Annotated in this window: 12 protein-coding genes and 1 tRNA gene; 8 read left to right on the top strand and 5 right to left on the bottom strand. The window is 72.1% G+C overall.

The window, feature by feature from the left end; genetic code table 11:
* The first annotated feature begins 25 nt into the window (after window positions 1–25).
* From Srubr_RS41475 to Srubr_RS29570, 4 genes are all read left to right on the top strand, one after another.
* Window positions 26–160 (top strand): hypothetical protein, encoded by a 135-nt coding sequence (locus Srubr_RS41475; RefSeq protein ID WP_268257600.1) that lies wholly within the window; start codon window positions 26–28, stop codon window positions 158–160.
* Between the two features lie 174 nt (window positions 161–334).
* A complete protein-coding gene (locus Srubr_RS29560; RefSeq protein ID WP_189997872.1) occupies window positions 335–796 on the top strand; it encodes a LysE family translocator in 462 nt (153 codons plus the stop codon).
* A 4-nt stretch (window positions 797–800) separates the two neighbouring features.
* Window positions 801–1,547 carry a Clp protease N-terminal domain-containing protein gene (locus tag Srubr_RS29565; protein WP_189997873.1) on the top strand — a complete coding sequence of 249 codons (747 nt, stop codon included), beginning with the start codon at window positions 801–803 and terminating at the stop codon, window positions 1,545–1,547.
* A gap of 61 nt (window positions 1,548–1,608) precedes the next feature.
* Window positions 1,609–3,297, top strand: coding sequence for a bifunctional 3'-5' exonuclease/DNA polymerase (locus Srubr_RS29570; protein WP_189997874.1), 1,689 nt, complete (start codon window positions 1,609–1,611; stop codon window positions 3,295–3,297).
* Between the two features lie 427 nt (window positions 3,298–3,724).
* On the opposite strand, the gene Srubr_RS29575 is transcribed toward Srubr_RS29570, so the two are convergent.
* A complete protein-coding gene (locus Srubr_RS29575) occupies window positions 3,725–7,447 on the bottom strand; it encodes an AfsR/SARP family transcriptional regulator (protein WP_229926877.1) in 3,723 nt (1,240 codons plus the stop codon).
* A gap of 762 nt (window positions 7,448–8,209) precedes the next feature.
* On the opposite strand from Srubr_RS29575, the gene Srubr_RS29580 reads away from it, so the two are divergent.
* Genes Srubr_RS29580 through Srubr_RS29590 form a run of 3 tightly spaced genes read left to right on the top strand, consistent with a single transcriptional unit; the run spans window position 8,210 to window position 12,107 of the window.
* A complete protein-coding gene (locus tag Srubr_RS29580) occupies window positions 8,210–9,052 on the top strand; it encodes a vWA domain-containing protein (RefSeq protein WP_189997875.1) in 843 nt (280 codons plus the stop codon).
* 5 nt (window positions 9,053–9,057) lie between these two features.
* Entirely contained in the window at window positions 9,058–9,918 is an 861-nt protein-coding gene (locus Srubr_RS29585; RefSeq protein WP_189997876.1) for a hypothetical protein, read from the top strand.
* Window positions 9,918–12,107, top strand: coding sequence for a hypothetical protein (locus tag Srubr_RS29590; RefSeq protein WP_189997877.1), 2,190 nt, complete (start codon window positions 9,918–9,920; stop codon window positions 12,105–12,107). Before Srubr_RS29585 ends, Srubr_RS29590 begins: the two co-directional genes overlap by 1 nt.
* Before the next feature lie 463 nt (window positions 12,108–12,570).
* Here the strand turns inward: Srubr_RS29590 and Srubr_RS29595 are convergent, their stop codons facing one another.
* Window positions 12,571–13,083 carry a GNAT family N-acetyltransferase gene (locus Srubr_RS29595; protein ID WP_189997878.1) on the bottom strand — a complete coding sequence of 171 codons (513 nt, stop codon included), beginning with the start codon at window positions 13,081–13,083 and terminating at the stop codon, window positions 12,571–12,573.
* Window positions 13,084–13,491: 408 nt separating this feature from the next.
* On the opposite strand from Srubr_RS29595, the gene Srubr_RS29600 reads away from it, so the two are divergent.
* A complete protein-coding gene (locus Srubr_RS29600) occupies window positions 13,492–13,794 on the top strand; it encodes a hypothetical protein (RefSeq protein WP_229926878.1) in 303 nt (100 codons plus the stop codon).
* 353 nt (window positions 13,795–14,147) lie between these two features.
* On the opposite strand, the gene Srubr_RS29605 is transcribed toward Srubr_RS29600, so the two are convergent.
* The 3 genes from Srubr_RS29605 to Srubr_RS29615 all read right to left on the bottom strand — a co-directional run bounded on the left by Srubr_RS29605 (window position 14,148) and on the right by Srubr_RS29615 (window position 16,690).
* Window positions 14,148–14,315, bottom strand: coding sequence for a hypothetical protein (locus Srubr_RS29605; protein ID WP_189997879.1), 168 nt, complete (start codon window positions 14,313–14,315; stop codon window positions 14,148–14,150).
* A 565-nt stretch (window positions 14,316–14,880) separates the two neighbouring features.
* Window positions 14,881–14,954, bottom strand: a tRNA-Thr gene (locus Srubr_RS29610).
* Between the two features lie 107 nt (window positions 14,955–15,061).
* A complete protein-coding gene (locus Srubr_RS29615) occupies window positions 15,062–16,690 on the bottom strand; it encodes an alpha/beta hydrolase (RefSeq protein ID WP_189997880.1) in 1,629 nt (542 codons plus the stop codon).
* Window positions 16,691–16,728 lie beyond the last annotated feature (38 nt).

Consider the following 16,728-nt stretch of genomic DNA (forward strand, 5'->3'; position numbering starts at 1 on the left):
CACAGGCTGTGGACAACTCCCGTACGTGACCGTCCGGCTGGTCGACGCCGACGACGCGGTGCCCGCCGAGCTGCTGCGGGCGGAGGCGGACCTCGGGGCCGGCTCGGCGGTAGGCCCCAGCACGCCTGAGGAGTCCTACGGCTCCTACGCAGGGGCGTGACGCCGTACGAGAGTCCGGACCGGTGGGCGTGACGCCGTACGGCTCCTGCGCCCGTACGGCGCCCGCACGCCCGATGCCGCCACTCCCGCCCGGCCGGGCGGGAGTGACCCCGGGCCACTGTCTCACCTTCCGGAATCCCGCCCCCGCGCGCGGGCCGGTGCCGAGCGTGGCCGCATGATCGACACGTTCGCGGTCAGGGCGTTCCGGGGCGACGGCGAGCCGGCCGGGGCCGGGCCGGCGCCGGACGAGGGAGCGGGCCCGAAGGCGGGGCCGGCGCGGCGGCGGGCCTTCTGGCGGGGAGCCGTCACCAACCTCCTCAACCCGAAGGTGATCCTCTTCAACGTCTCCTTCCTGCCCCAGTCCGTGACCCCCGCCCTGGGCCACGTACAGGAGCAGTTCCTCCTGCCGGGCCGCACGATCACGGCGATGGGACTCCTGGTGGACGGCTCGGTCGGGCTGCTCTCCGGCGGGCTCGCCGCGCTGCCGCGGCGCAGTCGACGGGTGGCGCGCGGCCTGGACTGCTTCAGCGGGACGGTGTTCGCCGGACTCGCGATACGGCCGGCCACACCCAAGCAGTCAGACGGAACCACATGTCAACCACCGGTTGACACCCCAGAGGGCGCAACCTACGGTTGACGACATGGCGACCAATCAGAAGATCACGTCTTCCGTGCGCCTCGACGACCTCATCGAGGCCATCAAAAATGCCCACCCCGAACCCCTCGACCAGCTTGAGGACGCGGTGATCGCCGCCGATCACCTCGGTGACGTGGCCGATCACCTGATCGGGCACTTCGTCGACCAGGCCCGCCGCTCGGGCGCGTCCTGGACCGACATCGGCCACAGCATGGGCGTCACCCGGCAGGCGGCGCAGAAGCGGTTCGTGCCCAAGGAGTCCACCGACCTCGACCCCAGCCAGGGCTTCAGCCGCTACACCCCCCGCGCGCGCAACGTGGTCACGGCCGCGCACAACGAGGCGCTGGCCGCCCGCAACACCGAGATCCGCTCCGAGCACCTGGTCCTCGGCCTGCTGTCCGAGCCCGGGGGCCTGGCCGCGAAGGCGATCACCTCCCAGGGCGTGCTCCTGGACGCCGTACGCCAGGCCGCGACCGCCGCGCTGCCGCCGGCCGCGGACGACGTCCCCGACCTCGTCCCCTACGCCCCCGACTCCAAGAAGGTCCTGGAACTCACCTTCCGCGAGGCCCTCCGGCTCGGCCACAACTACATCGGCACCGAGCACATCCTGTTGGCCCTGCTGGAGCACGAGAACGGCCAGGGCGTCCTCAGCGGCCTGGGCATCACCAAGCCGGCCACCGAGGAGGAACTGCACAAGATGCTGGCACTGCTGCTGGAGAACACCCCGGAAGCGGGCGGCTCGCAGGGGTAGATCCGCAGGTCAAGCCCGAGATCACGGTCGATTGTCAGACCCGCCTGCCACACTCGCGGACATGACGGACCGGTGGGCGCTCGCACCGGCCGAGGACGGAGGCGTGGACGTCGCCCCCCTCGGCCCGGACGGGCTGCCCGCCGGACCGGTGCGGCGGGAGAGCGATCCCGCCGGGGCGGTGCGGAGCCGCCCGGAGGTGACGCGCTGGGTGTGGCGGTCGACCGCCGAGGTCTATCCGCGTCTGCTCGCCACGGGGGTGCGAGTGGAGCGGTGCTACGACATCGAGGACGCCGAGACACTCCTGCTGGGCCACGAGGGCCGGTACGGCGAGCCACGCTCGGCCGCCGCCGCCCTGGCCCGCCTCCGCGGCGGCCCCGTCCCGCCCGATCCGCCGCAGCGCGCGGCCGAACCGGGCGCCCAGTCCCCGCTGTTCGAACCCGCCGGCGCCCCTCTGCCCCTGCCGGACCTGCTCGCGGTCTACGCCGAGCAGCAGCGCCGCCACCAGAAGGCCGCCCACCCGGACCGGATGCGGCTGCTGACCGCCGCCGAGTCGGCCGGCATGCTGGTGGCCGCCGAGATGAACCGCTCCGGCCTGCCGTGGCGCGCCGAGGTGCACCGCGCACTGCTGCACGAACTGCTCGGCGAGCGGTACGCGGGCGGCGGCGAGCCGCGCCGCCTCGCCGAGCTGGCCGACGAGGTGTCCGCGGCCTTCGGCCGCCGGGTGCGGCCGGACCTGCCCGCCGATGTGGTCAAGGCCTTCGCGCAGGCCGGGATCAAGGTGAGGTCCACCCGCCGCTGGGAGATCCAGTCCGTCGACCACCCGGCCGTCGCCCCCCTGCTGGAGTACAAGAGGCTGTACCGCATCTGGGTGGCACACGGCTGGTCCTGGCTCCAGGACTGGGTGCGCGACGGCCGCTTCCGCCCCGAGTTCCTGGCCGGCGGCACGGTCACCGGCCGCTGGGTGACGAACGGCGGGGGCGGTCTGCAGATCCCCAAGGTGGTCCGGCGGGCCGTGGTCGCCGACCCCGGCTGGCGGCTGGTGGTGGCCGACGCCGACCAGATGGAGCCGCGCGTACTCGCCGCGATCTCCCGCGACCCCGGCCTGATGGAGGTGGCCGGCCGCGACGGCGACCTCTACCAGTCCGTCTCCGACCGCGCCTTCTCCGGCGACCGCGCGCAGGCCAAGCTCGCCGTGCTCGGCGCGGTCTACGGCCAGACCTCCGGCGACGGCCTGAAGAACCTCGCCGCGCTCCGCCGCCGCTTCCCGAAGGCCGTCGCCTACGTCGACGAGGCCGCCCGCGCGGGCGAGGAGGGCCGGCTGGTGCGCACCTGGCTGGGCCGCACCTGCCCGCCGGCCGCCGGGTCGGGCGAGGACACCGCGGAGGAGGCGGGCATCCCGGGCGGCGAGGAGGAGAGCGAGGGCCAGTCCGGCTGGGTCCCCGGATACGCCTCGGCCGACACCCGCGCGCGGGGCCGCTTCGCGCGCAACTTCGTCGTTCAGGGCAGCGCCGCCGACTGGGCCCTGCTGCTGCTCGCCGCGCTGCGCCGGGCGCTGTGGGACATGGCGGCCGAGCTGGTCTTCTTCCAGCACGACGAGGTGATCGTGCACTGCCCCGCGGAGGAGGCCGAGGCGGTCGTCCGGGCCATCCGCGACTCCGCCGCCCTGGCCGGCCGGCTGACCTTCGGCGACACCCCGGTGCGGTTCCCGTTCACGACGGCGGTGGTGGAGTGCTATGCCGACGCCAAGTGAAGGGATGCGGTGGACCGTGGGGGCTCGTCGGCGGTGGTCCGGGCTCACTGGCCGAGCGGGGTTCAGCGGGCGGCCGACTCGGCGGCGAGTGGGGGCTCGGCGGCGGGCGGGGGTTCGGCGGTCGGCCGGAGCTCAGCGGGTGGCCGGCTCGGCGGCGAGTGAGGGCTCGGCGGCGGGCAGGGGTTCGGCAGTCGGCCGGAGCTCAGCGAGCGGCCGGCTCGGCGGCGAGTGGGAGCTCGGCGGCGGGCAGGGGTTCGGCAGTCGGCCGGAGCTCAGCGGGCGGCCGGCTCGGCGGCGAGTGAGGGCTCGGTGGCGGGCAGGGGTTCGGCAGTCGGCCGGAGCTCAGCGGGTGGCCGGCTCGGCGGCGAGTGAGGGCTCGGCGGTCGGCCGGAGTTCAGTGGGCGGGCAGGCGGGGGCTCGGTCCCGTTCAGCCGGTCTCCGGGTTCTCGCTCGGCGGAACCGGTTCACCGGAACCGCCAAGGCCCCCGCCGTCCGGGGCCCCGCCCCGTCCGCCGACCCCGCCCCGTCCGCCGACCGCGCCCGGACCGCCGCCCGACGGCCCCGCTCGGACAGCGGCGTCAGTGGCATGAGCGGTGTCAGCAGCGTGCGCGGCGTCAGCGGCTTCGGACGCGTCGGAACCGTCGCCCAGCAGGTCCCGCAGCTCCGCCAGGACCGCCTGCTCGTCCGTGCCGTCCAGTGCCGCGCGTGCCGCGCGCCAGGCGTCGTAGGCCTCCCTCCGCCGCCCCTGCTCACGCAGCAGCAGCCCGTGCTGGTGCAGGGCCAGTCCGCCCGTGTAGCGGTCGGCGCGGGCGTCGGCCCGGCGCAGCAGCTCGGCGCACTCCTCGGCTGCCCGCTCGGTCCGCCCCAGTTGCCGCAGCGCGCGGACCAGACCGAGCCGGGACTGGGCCTCGCCGTGCCAGTCGCCGTGGCCGCCCAGGATGCGCAGGCTCTCCTCGAAGTGCCGGGCGGCGGACTCCGGTTCGCCGAGGGTGAGATGGGCGTAGCCGATGTTGCAGTGCGCCGAGTGCCGCACGATGACCGCGCCGATCCTGTCCCCGATCGCCAGCGAGCGCCGGTGCTGCTCGATGGCGGCACGCGGGTCGGTGTGCTCGTAGAGGTTGCCGAGGTGGCTGCGGGTGACGGCCTCGCCGTAGGGGTCGTTCAGCATCCGCGAGTAGGCGAGGCTCAGGCGCAGCGTCTCCCCCGACTCCGCGAACCGCCCGAGCCCCTCCAGCAGCAGCCCCCGGTTGTTCAGGCAGCGCCGGATCCGGGAGACCATGCCCAGCCGCCCCCAGATCTCCAGGGCCTGGTCGGTGAGGGCGAGGGAGTCGTTCTGCCGGCCCGTCAGGAAGTGCAGCGCGGCGAGGTCGCACAGCGCGTACCCCTCGGCCACCGGGTCGCCCAGCCGACGTGCCGCGCCGAGCCCGGCCCGGCCCAGCACCTCCATCTCGGCGACCCGGCCGCTGCGCTGCACGTACGGGGAGAGCAGTCGTGTGAGCACCGAGAGGCAGGCGGCCGTGCGCGGGTCGTCGGTGTCCGCGTTCCGTGCCACCAGCGCGACGATGTTCTCCAGCTCCGTCTCGCCCCAGGCGAACGCCTGCTCGGCAGACTCGAAGTGCGCGAGGGCGGCCACGTCCGTGGCGTGCTCGGCCGGCTGCGCCGCGGTCGGCCGCCGCCGGTCGTCCTGGTCGATGCCGGGTTCCACGATCGCCTCCAGCGCCCGCTCGGACACGGCGGCGTACCAGCGCAGCGCGACGAGGTCGGCCCAATGGTGAAGGGCGGTGGTGCGGGACTCGCCCGCCTCCGGGATCGCGTGCCCGGCGGCGGCCCGCGCCGGATCAGTCCGCGCGGGGGTGGCCTCCGCGGGGCCGGCCTGTGTATGGGTGGCGGACTGCGCGACGGTGGCGGACTGCGCAGGGGCGGCGGACTGAACGTGGGTGGCCCGCGCGTCGGCGTCCGCCAGTTCGCGGGCGAAGTCGCGGACCAGGTCGTGGGGCGCGTAACGGCCGTACGCCGTCTCCTCCAGCAAAGCCACGTCGACCAGGCGGTCCAGCGCGGCCTCGGCGCGCCGCTCGTCGGTGCCGGTGAGACGGGCGATCAGCGAGGCACCGTATGTCGGCAGGTCGAGCGCGCCGATGCGGCGCAGGGCGAGGGCGGCGTCCCGGTCGGCCTCGCGCTCGGCGGCGGCGAGCGCGTCGTGGGCGACGGCCAGGGAGCGGCGGACGCTCAGATCGTCGTACTCCAGATGGTGCAGCCGGCTGCCGGTATCGGCCAGCTGACCGGCCAGCACGTCCGGGGTGAGGGCGCGGCGGGCGGCGAGCCGGGCGGCGACCACGCGCAGCGCCAGCGGGAGCCGGCCGGTCAGCTCGACCAGCGGGTGGCCCGCGTCCAGCCCCGCGCGTCCGCTGACCGCGCGCAGCAGGGCAGCGCTGTCCTCGCCGGTCAGCGGGGCGAGCGGGAAGCGCCGGGCGCCGTCGAGTGCGGTGAGCGGCGAACGGCTGGTGACGATCACCGCGCAACCGGGCCCGGCCGGCAGCAGGGGCCGGACCTGGGCCGCGTTCGCCGCGTCGTCCAGCACCAGCAGGAGGCGCGCGGGGGCGAGCAGCGAACGGAGCAACGCGGCCGCGGCGTCGGGGTGTTCGGGGATGTTCCGGGGGCCCACGCCGAGGTCGCGCAGGAGCGCGGTGAGTGCCTGGGCGGCGGTGAGCGGGGTCACGCCGGGGGTGGCGCCGTGCAGATTGACGTAGAGCTGACCGTCGGTGAAAAGCTCCCGCAGCTCATGGGCCACGTGCAGGGCCAGGGCGCTTTTGCCGACCCCGGCCATGCCGCTGATCACCGCGACGGCGGGGACGGAGGCGGGCGGCCCGGTCAGCGCCCGGCGCAACTCGCGCCGTACGTCCGCCCGCCCGGTGAAGTGGGCCGGCGGCGCGGGCAACTGGGCCGGAGGCGGCGTCTGCGGCACGGGCCGGGCGGCGCCGTCCTGCGGGGAACCGGAGACCGAGGGACCGGAGGTCGCGGGACCAGTGGCCGTGGGACCGGGGTCCGTGGGACCGGAGTCGGTGCGTGGGCACAGCTGTGGGGCCGGGTCCGCGGGGGAGGCGGTTCCGTCAACGGCGCTCGCGAGGCCGACGGCATCGTCATCAGTAGTGCCCGAGCCGGTGCCGTCGTCGGTACCGGCCCTCCCGGCGGCGGCCGGCGCACCGGCGTCAGCGACACGCGGCTCCTCCCCGGGCCAGGGCTCCGGCCGGAAGTCGTCACGCGCCTGCCCACAGCGGTCGCGCAGCACCTCGACATGCGCCTCGCGGACCGCCGGACCGGGTTCGATACCGAGTTCCTCCACCAGACGGGCGCGCAGGTCGCGGTGGACGGCGAGGGCCTCGGCCTGGCGCCCGGTGCGGTGCAGGGCGAGCATCAGCTGACGGTGGTACGCCTCGCGCAGCGGATGCTCGGCGGCCAGGGCCGTCAACTCCGGGACGAGGGCGGACAGGCGGGTGCCGCCGAGGGCGAGTTCGGCGTCGTACCGCCATTCCAGCAGGAGCAGCCGGGCCTGCTCCAGGCGCTGCACGAAGGCGTAGCCGCCGATGTCGGCGGGGAGCCCGCTGAGCGGGGTGCCGCGCCACAGCGCGAGCGCGTCGGCGCAGGACCGCAGCACGCCCGGCCAGTCCCGCCGGGCGTGCGCGGCCCGCGCCTCGGCGGCCCGGGCGTCGAAGACGTGCACGTCTAGTTCGCCGTGGTCGACCCGCAGCACATAGCCCGGCGGTACGGCTCTGAGCCGCTCGGAATCGTCCAGGAGCCGGCGCAGCCGGGTGACGTGGTTGTGCAGGGACGCCCGCGCGGAGACGGGCGGCGCGCCGCCCCACAGCGCGTCCTTCAGCACCTCGACGGAGACGACCCGGCCGGGCTCCAGCAGCAGCGCGGCGAGCAGGGCGCGGACCTTGGGGCTGCCGATGGAACGGACGTGACGGGCGGGAACGTCGGCCCCGGACTCACCGGCCTTCCCGGTGACACGGCGGGAAGCCACGGGACCAAAGGCCCGGGGCGAGGCGGCGTCCGGGGCCCCGGGTGAGGGCTCGTACGAGACTCCGTACGACGGTCGGTCGTAGAGAACCGGCGGTCCCAGCAGTCCGAAGCGCAGCTCGCACCGCCGCATCACGCCGCTCCACAGCCTTCCCGCGCGGCCGGGCCGACCGCGCTCCGCGGCAAGCGCCTGCCCGCCGTCGTCTGGCGGAAACCCGCCCCGTCCACAACGGTTTCCCGCCACTTCCTGCCCACCGAACGTCCTGCGGAACCACCCTCGTTCGAGGGACCGTTCCCGCTCCCGAAGGGCGAGTTCGAGCCAGCCGTTCAGCGGCCTACCGACGAACCGTTGGCCACATGTTAGCGATCCGTTGGCGAATCCTGATGTGATCATTCCATCGGATCTGGCTCGACGGCGCGCGCGTATGTCGCGTAACTCGGGGGAGTGTCGCCGCAGGCCGGATCCGGGGACGACAAGGGCCCCGGCCGGCGGAGGTGAACGACCGGGGCCCCGTCCCGCCCCTCCTGTGACTGGAAAGCGCGGCGAACCACGCCCGCCCCAAGGCGATGAAGGCCGCGATCGACGCGATGCCACCCTTCCGCCCCGTCACCAGCCCCGCAAGGCGCCGGCACATCAAGCCCACGCCCAGTACGCCCCTGAACTCCCGTATCCCAGACCGTCACCTGCGCCGATGGGCCCTGCCGATACCAGAAGCCTCAGGTCGTGACGCGTGAGTCCGGAACATCATGCCTTCCGGACCATGCGAAGCCGTCCGATCCCGCTAACCGAGCTGCACGGCATCCGCTACCATCAGCCTCCCTGGGGGGTCAGGTTTCCGCGCGTGTCCTATGCCGTGGCGCTCACCCCTGTCTTGCGGAGGAGCTGGTCGCCGAGATGCCGTACACCGCCGAGATCAGCCGGACCAACCCCGGTTGCTTCATCTTCCTCGTGGACCAGTCGGCGTCGATGAGCGATCCCATCGGCAGCGGTGAGGCGGTGCAGCAGCGCGCCCAGGTCGTTTCGGACGCCATCAACCGGCTGCTGACCGAGCTCTCGGTCAAGTGCGCGAAGGAAGAGGGCGTCCGCGACTACTTCCACGTCGCGGTGATCGGCTACGGCCACAACCAGGTCGGTTCCGCCTTCACCGGCGCGCTCGCCGGCCGGGACCTCGTACCGCTGAGCGAGATCGCGAACAACCCCGCCCGTCTGGAGAGCCGTATGAAGAAGGTTCCGGACGGCGCCGGCGGCCTCGTCGAGACGACCGTTCAGTTCCCCGTCTGGATGGACCCGGTCACCAACGGCGGCACTCCGATGACCCGCGCCCTCGGCTACGCCGACTCCCTGGTGGCCCGCTGGGTCGATGAGCACCCGGGCGGTTTTCCGCCCATCGTTCTCAACCTGACCGACGGCGAGTCCACCGACGGCGACCCCACGAGCGCGGCCATCGGGCTCGCCTCGCACGCCACCGCCGACGGATCAGTGCTCCTGTTCAACCTGCACGTGTCCGGGGCCGGCGGGACCCCCGTCACGTTCCCGGACAGCGAGGCCGAACTCCCGGACACCTACTCCCGGCTGCTCTTCCACATGTCGAGCGTGCTGCCCAGCCACATGCGCTCCTACGCCGCTTCGCAGGGCCACCGGGTCAGCGAGACCACACGCGGTTTCGTCTACAACGCCGACATCACCTCCATCGTCGAGTTCCTCGACATCGGTACGCGCGCCACGGAGCTGCGCTGATCAGCATGGGCGCACACCCGACGCCCATCGACCTCCACTGCTTCCTGGTGCCCAAGGCAGGCAGCCTCCCCGAGGAATGTGAGGACGCCACCTACGTCGCGTCCTCACCCGACGAGCATTCCGTCTTCGCCGCCGTGTCCGACGGGGCGTCCGAGAGCCTGCTCTCCGGAGCGTGGGCCAGGAAGCTCGTACGAGGTGCCGTCGCCTCGATGGCGGCTGCCGACGACCGGCGGCACGACACGGAGAACAGCCGGTCCGAGTCCTTCGTCGAGGACCTCCTGGCCCGCACCGTCGACCAGTGGGACGGCTACATCGCGGAGTACCGGACCGAGCGGGCGGCCCGCGGCCGGCCCATCACCTGGTACGAGCAGCCGGGGCTGGACAAAGGGGCTTTCGCCACGCTCCTGGCCGCCCACGTCCGGGCGGCACCAGCCGTCCCGGAAGACCCCACGGCCCCGCGGCCTTGGACCTGGCACGCCTTCGCCCTCGGCGACAGCTGCCTCTTCCACCTCCGCGAGGGCCGGCTGATCGCCTCGTTCCCCATCGCGGACGGCGACGGCTTCGGCATCACCCCGCAGCTGCTCGGCAGCCGCAACCGGGACGCCGCCCTGATCACCGACCGCGCGTCGACCGCGACCGGCGAACTGCGCGCGGACGACGAGCTGCTGCTGACGACCGACGCGTTGGCCGCATGGCTGCTCGCACACCCTGAGCTCGCTTCGGGCGGACCCGGCAGACAACTCGGAAAGCTCGCCGATCTGGGCGAAGAGACCTTCGCCGAGTGGGTCCAGAGCGAGCGCGACAAGTCCCGGATGCGCAACGACGACGTGGCCCTCATTCGCGTGCGGGTGAAGACGGAGGGGTAATGGCGGTCTCCCGCACCGGCGGACCTGCCGCCGGACGGAAATTCCCGACCGGCGCGAACTACGTGGAAACCCTCCAGAACCCCACACTGTGCTTCGAGGACCCGGACCTCAAGCACGGGACGGTCCAGCAGAGCCCCGTACTCGGCCCGAAGGCGATCTCCGGAAATTTCGCAAGCGTCTTCTCCATCACCGCCCCGGGCGGACAGCGGTACGCCTTGAAGTGCTTCACCCGCGACAGCAGCACGCTGGAGGCCCGCTACCAGGCCATCAGCGGGCAGCTCGCCGGCCTTGAGCCCGCCAAGCTGTCCCAGCCCTGGCCGGTCGGCATCGAGTACCTGCCGAGGGGCGTCCTCGTCGCCGGTGAGTGGTACCCGGCCCTGAAGATGGCCTGGGTGGAGGGCACCAACCTGATCACGTGGATCGAGCGGAACATCCGGGACACGACGGCCGTTCACAAGATGGCTGAACGCTTCGCCGCGCTGGTCGCCGACCTGGAAAGGCTCGGCGTCGCCCACGGCGACCTCCAGCACGGCAATCTCCTGGTCGCCGCCGACGGCACATTCCGTCTCGTCGACTACGACGGGATGTACGTGCCCGCTCTGAAGGGGCAGGGCGCCACGGAGAACGGTCACCGCAACTACCAGTCCCCGACGCGTACGAGCGCGGACTTCGGCCCTGCCATGGACCGGTTCTCGGCCTGGGTCATCTACCTCAGCCTCGTCGCGATCGCCACCGACCCCGCGATCTGGGACCAACTGCACGAAGCCCACGGTGAGTTCCTGATCCTGAAAGAGGACGACTTCAAGGAACCGCGATCCTCACCGGCCTGGAGCCTGCTGCTGACCCATGCGGACCCGGACCTGCGGGCGCTGGCCGCGCAGACGCACGGGCACCTCACGGCGGCCGCGCCGGCAGTACCTCCGCTGACCACGTCAAAGGCGGCCCCGACCCCGCGTCCGGCCCCTGCGGTGAACCAGCAGGGCGGAACCCCCTCCTGGCTGGCAGGGCACATTCCGCAGCCCCGGAACGCCCCTGCGGCAAGCGGCGCGAGTACGGGTACGGGTACGGCCGCCGGTGCGGGCTTCGCACGCCGACGCCCCGGAGACATCCTCGCCGGCATCTTCGCGCTGACCGGATCGGCGGCACCGGCCACGCTGACGGCCATCGGCACGCTGCCGACCGGCTCCATGGCCGCCGCTCAGCTGGGAGCGCTGCTCCTGTCCGGCGGCGCCCTCCACGCCACCCGGCGCTCCCGCCCCGAAGCCCGGGCTTCGAAGGCCCGGATACTGGTGCTCCGGCAACAGGTGGACGCGTTGGCCGACTCCGTGGCGGCGGCGCAGAAGATCGACCAGGAGATCGAATCCCTGAACGCGGCCGGCGCGAGCCGGGACACGGAGATCAGCCGGCAGATCAAGAGCCTGCAGACCCAGCTGCGCGACGAGCAGTCGCGGATCACCGTCAGGCTCAACAAGGAGACCGGCGAACTCAGGACCAAGCTGAGCGGTCTCGCCGCCAAGGAGCAGCAGCGACTGGATGCCGCGCTGGCGTCGGCGGTAAGGACGCACATCCAGGACACGCTGCGCCGGACGTCCGTCCAGGACGTCAAGAAGCTCTCCAACATGGGCAGCGGAACGGTCACGAACCTGATCGCCGCCGGTATCCGCACAGCCGCCGACTTCACGGGGGTCCGGTACGTACAGGGCAGCAGACACGGCAATCGTGACGCGTACCTCGTCCGCCCCAACGGATACAAGGTCAAGGTCCCGGGCGTCGGCGAGGTCCGGGCGGCGGCGCTCGAAAGCTGGCGGGCCTCACTGGAGCAGCGGGCCCGGAAGTCGGCCCCCACCAGTGTGAGCGCCCAGGAACGGGCCGCGATCCGGCAACAGTTCGCCGCACAGAAGAAGAGGTACGAAACAGACATCACGCAGGCCGAGAGCGCGGCCCGACACGAGCGTGATCAGCTCCAGCAGCGCATCACCACCCGTCTGCAGCAGATCAACAAGGAGAAGCAGCAGCACCAGGCGACCACCCAGCAGCAGCGCGCGGTGCTGCTTCAGCGCCAGAGCCAACTCGCCGACGCCACCACCACGCACGGCCGTCTGGTCACCCAGCTCGCCACGGCCCGCATGGAGCACCGCCGCGCCTATGGCCTGCGCCGATACATACGCTTCGTCACAACGGGCCGTTGACCGCCACTCGCCACGGCGACAGAAAACCCCAGGCCACGGGCAATGTGACCTGGGATTTCACTGAGCCGCTTTCGGGATTCGAACCCGAGACCTACGCATTACGAGACCGAGAGCGTTCATGACGTGTAGTACCGCACAGTGCCGCCTGATGACGTTTCTCCTGATCAGACCGTGTGCACTCGGTTTCCCCATGCTGCCTGGTACTGCCCCGTCCGAAGGCGTCTGTCCACCGGCTGTCCACCGGAGGGAAACCCCGTTCAGCACGTGGTGAGCACCTGCTGGCACGCTGGCACCGTGAAGACTCGGCTGGTTCCCTACTCTGACGCGCTTGACTCTTACGCGCTTGCCGAGACCCAACAGTCACTCGTTCCAACAGCTCTCCGGAAAACGAGGTTGCCCCGAGATCGGCAGCCGGTGGGGCGTGCCGCGCGGAGGCGGGAGCCCCCGCGCGGCACAGGTTGGGTCAGATACCGAACGCAGCGGCGTAGTGGACGGTGCCGCTGGGGAGCGGGTGGTCGGCGTCGAGGCTGAGTGCCATCAGGGCCTCGTCGGGGACGTCGATAGTCAGGCCGATGCCGTGGTTTGAGGCACGGGTGAACCCGAACCGGGGGTAGTAGGCCGGATGGCCGAGGACGACCACGTGGTGCTCGCCCAGCGCATTCGCCGCGGCCAGGGCGGCGCGGATGGCCGCGGTGCCCGCACCGGTGCGCTGGTGTTCCGGGCGGACGGCGCACGGGGCCAGGCACAGGGCCGGTGTGGTGTCGATGTGGCAGCGGGTCAGCAGGGCGTGGCCCACCGCGTGGCCGGTCTCGTCCGCTGTGACGAGGGAGAGTCCCTCGATCCAGGCGGTCGGGTCGGCGCGCAGGCTCTCGATGAGGTCGGCCTCCGCCGGGGTGGGGAAGGCGGCGAGGTTGATATCGCGGATGGCGGGGATGTCGGCGCTGGTTTCGGCGCGCGTGATCCAGGTGTTGCCCATGACGATGGAAGATCCGTTTCGGAAGATGTTCGTGTGATTGCCCCGCAAGCTCACGCTCTCGGCAAGGGCGGGCAGGAGAGTCAGGCCACGGCCCGGGACGTGAGGCAGACCCGGGCGCTACGCACGGTGGCCTTGAGCGCGGTCATCAACCTCACCTCCCTACTACTCAGCTCCTGATCAAATACGAACACAACAACCATACACGGCTCCGGCTGCCCACCCGCGGTCGTGCCGGCCGTGCTGCTGTCGAAACGCGTGTACATCTGCATCCGAGTATTCGAATTCAGGCGCCTTCCAATGTGCTGTCGAAGCGCCGTCCATTCTCGTGGCCAGAGCCACGAGGAGGACACATGACCGACGACCAGCAGCTCTGGGGGTACCCGGAGGTCGCCGCCCACCTGGAAATCAGTGTCGGAGCAACCCGCAGCCGAAAGAGCCGGGGGGAGCCTGCCCGCGCCCTGCGACAACTTCTACCTCGCCTCGAACCCGACGCCTGTCCGTGACGCCATCACGAACTACCGGCGCGCGTTCGACGAGAACCCGCGCAGCTTCCTCGACGACAACATGTTCGCCCGGGAAGAGGACATGCTGTGGCGCTCCGTCCGCGCCGAGGCTGCCGAGTACGTCGGCGGACAGGCCAGCGAGGTCGCTCTGACCAGCAACACCACCATGGGACTTGCGCTGACCTACAACGGCCTGTTCACAGCCTGAGCGACGACTTCGCCGTCCGGAAGGGTAGGTGCCTTGGTCACGGTCTCACCGGGGATGTGTTCGGCACGACCCGGTGCCGGTGCGTGTGCCGTTGAGGACGAGGGGCGAGCGGACTCCTTGCGACCGGCGTCGGGTGCGTGGCTGTCATCGCTGCTGCAGCCGACGACGGCGAGAACCGCTACGGCGGTCAAAGTGGTCGCGTATGCGAGAGGGCTCAGCTTTCCCACAGGTACCAGCCTGTGCGGTAGGGGGAGTAGCTGGTCACGGTCTGCTCCGGTGTGACGGGACCCGCCACTCGATGACCAACGGGCGCAGCCCGCCAACCCGCGCCTCGCAAGGTCATACGTTCGGTCTCACCTTCGGTACTGCTTGCGCCAGTTCTCGATCAGGGCGGGCAGTTCGCGGCCCATGTACGCGTAGAAGTCCTGCATCTCCTGTAGGCGGATGACGGTGAGGGAGCCGCCCGCCGCCGCGTCGATGCCTTCCCGTGCCGCTTCGAGCATGGTGTTCTGCTGGGACATGAGCGTTGCCCAGGCGCCCTCGCGAAAGCGGTAGTGGTCATGCCGACTGCCGGGGGCGGGACCCGCTCGACCAGGCCGACGGGGATGAGGTGCTTGATCGCGGTGGACACCGCACCCGAGCTGATGGCGGGCACCGGTGATGTGACCGAGTCAGCGACCGGCCAAGTCGTGGGCGCAGGCGGCCAGGACGGCAGGTGCGGTGAAGAGCGCGGATGCTGCGGAAGGCTGGTGTGTGGCAGCTGACCAGGCTTGTGCGACCGTGCGATGTCGCGGGCGGTGATGATGCCGGTGAGGTGCTGGCCGTCCATGACGAGGAGGCACACTCCCCCGAGTGGCTCGAGCTTGCCGCGGCTCCTGGAGCACGAAGGCGCGCTTGGCACCGCTCGGCCGACGAACGCCCTCAGACGTCCGCTCGTCGACCGTGCCGCATGCTCGTTGTCCGCATGTCCACCGGCTGTCCACCGGAAGCGATCATGGCGCTTGCCCGAGGGGCCTCTACCTCTGCGGACCGATCTTGAGAAGCATAAGGCCCAGGTCAGACGATGTCTGTCCTGGGCCTAATGTGAGCCGCTTTCGGGATTCGAACCCGAGACCTACGCATTACGAGTGCGTTGCTCTGGCCATCTGAGCTAAAGCGGCGTGCTGCTCGCACCATGGTGCGATCGGCAACGTCGGTAAGTCTACACAGTTTCCGAGGGTGCTTCGTACCCACCCCGGAGCGGAGGGGCCCGGGGTGGGGGGTGAGGTCAGGAGCAGCGCTTTCCGGAGGGTGGCGGGGTGCCTCGGAGGAGGTAGGTGTCGATCGCCGTGTCCACGCAGCCGCTGCCCCGCCCGTACGCCGTGTGGCCGTCGCCGGCGTAGGTCAGCAGGCGGGCCGAGGAGAGCTGGCCGGCCAGGGACCGGGCCCAGCGGTAGGGCGTCGCCGGGTCGCGTACCGTGCCGACCACCACGATCGGCGCCGCCCCCTTCGCCTCGATGCGGTGCGGCTCCCCCGTGGCCCGCACCGGCCAGTACGCGCAGTTCAGCGAGGCCCAGGCCAGGCCGGGCCCGAAGACCGGGGACGCCTTCTCGAACGCGGGCAGCGCCTTCTCGACCTCCTCGGGGCCCGAGAACGCCGACGGCAGGTCCAGGCAGTTCACGGCCGCGTTGGCCATCATCAGGTTGCTGTAGTGGCCGTCGGCGCCCCGCTCGTAGTAGGTGTCCGCGAGGGACAGCAGGCCCGCGCCGTCGCGTTCCTTGATCGCCGAGGTGAGCGCCTCGCGCAACTGCGCCCAGGCCCCCTCGTCGTACATCGCCGCGATCACCCCGGTCGTGGCCAGCGCCTCCCCCAGCCTGCGGCCGTCCGCGTCGCCCGCCGGCAGCGGGCGGGCGTCCAGCTCGCGGAAGAACGCCCGCAGGCGGTCGCCGACCCGCGCGGGCGTCGCACCCCTGCCGCCGAGCGGGCAGTCGGACCGCCGTACGCAGTCCTTCGCGAACGCCTGGAACGCCGTCTCGAAGCCCGCCGTCTGGTCCAGGTTCATCCTGCGAGCGTCCAGGGACGGGTCCATCGCGCCGTCCAGCACCATCCGGCCGACCCGCTCGGGGAAAAGCCCCGCGTACGTCGCCCCGAGGAACGTGCCGTACGACGCCCCCACGTAGTTCAGCCTCCGGTCCCCGAGCACCGACCGCAGGATGTCCATGTCCCGGGCCGCCTCCACCGTGGAGACGTGCCGCAGCAGCCGCGCCGAGTGGGCCCCGCAGCTCTCCGCGAACCTCCGGTCCGCCGCGACCAGCGCGTCCCGCTCCCGCTGGTCGTCGGGTGTCATGTCCGTCTGCGTGTACGCGTCCATCCGCCGCCCGTCGAGGCACTTCACCGGCTCGCTGCGGGCGACGCCCCGCGGGTCCATCGCCACCATGTCGTAGCGGGCGCGGATCCGCGCCGGGTAGCCGAGGCCCGCGTACTGCTGGAGGTAATCCACCGCCGAGCCGCCCGGACCACCCGGATTGACCAGCAACGAGCCCAGCCGCCCGGCCGTACCGGTGGCCTTCTTCCGGGCGACGGCGAGCCGGACGGTGCCCGCGTCGGGATCGGCGTAGTCCAGCGGGGCCTTCATCGTCGCGCACTCGAATCCGGGGACACCGCACTCGCGCCAGCGCAGCCGCTGACCGTAGTACGGCGTCAGCGCCGCCGGCGTCGTACGCGGCAGCGCGGCGAGCGCCGCCTGCACCGTCCGGCCGGACGGCGTGGCCGGGTTCCCGGGAGAGCACGCGGACACCAGCAGTGCGGCGGCCCCGAGGAGAGCGGCCGTGAGACGGGCCGTCGCCCGGCGGCGGGTGCCTCGGATCCGGTGGGCGCGGCGGGAACCGCGGGTACGGGGAGATGGCCTGGTTCGCATCAGGCGAGCGTAACGCTCCGCGACGGATCAGGTGCGGT

This window comes from Streptomyces rubradiris, assembly GCF_016860525.1.
Lineage (GTDB): Bacteria > Actinomycetota > Actinomycetes > Streptomycetales > Streptomycetaceae > Streptomyces > Streptomyces rubradiris.

Excerpts from the sequence above, each read along its gene's own strand:
- Srubr_RS29615 (WP_189997880.1), bottom strand. The coding sequence starts at position 16,690 with ATGCGAACCAGGCCATCTCCCCGTACCCGCGGTTCCCGCCGCGCCCAC.
- Srubr_RS29580 (WP_189997875.1), top strand. The coding sequence starts at position 8,210 with ATGCCGTACACCGCCGAGATCAGCCGGACCAACCCCGGTTGCTTCATC.
- Srubr_RS29605 (WP_189997879.1), bottom strand. The coding sequence starts at position 14,315 with ATGTCCCAGCAGAACACCATGCTCGAAGCGGCACGGGAAGGCATCGAC.
- Srubr_RS29575 (WP_229926877.1), bottom strand. The coding sequence starts at position 7,447 with ATGCGGCGGTGCGAGCTGCGCTTCGGACTGCTGGGACCGCCGGTTCTC.
- Srubr_RS29585 (WP_189997876.1), top strand. The coding sequence starts at position 9,058 with ATGGGCGCACACCCGACGCCCATCGACCTCCACTGCTTCCTGGTGCCC.
- Srubr_RS29590 (WP_189997877.1), top strand. The coding sequence starts at position 9,918 with ATGGCGGTCTCCCGCACCGGCGGACCTGCCGCCGGACGGAAATTCCCG.
- Srubr_RS29565 (WP_189997873.1), top strand. The coding sequence starts at position 801 with ATGGCGACCAATCAGAAGATCACGTCTTCCGTGCGCCTCGACGACCTC.
- Srubr_RS29570 (WP_189997874.1), top strand. The coding sequence starts at position 1,609 with ATGACGGACCGGTGGGCGCTCGCACCGGCCGAGGACGGAGGCGTGGAC.
- Srubr_RS29560 (WP_189997872.1), top strand. The coding sequence starts at position 335 with ATGATCGACACGTTCGCGGTCAGGGCGTTCCGGGGCGACGGCGAGCCG.
- Srubr_RS29595 (WP_189997878.1), bottom strand. The coding sequence starts at position 13,083 with ATGGGCAACACCTGGATCACGCGCGCCGAAACCAGCGCCGACATCCCC.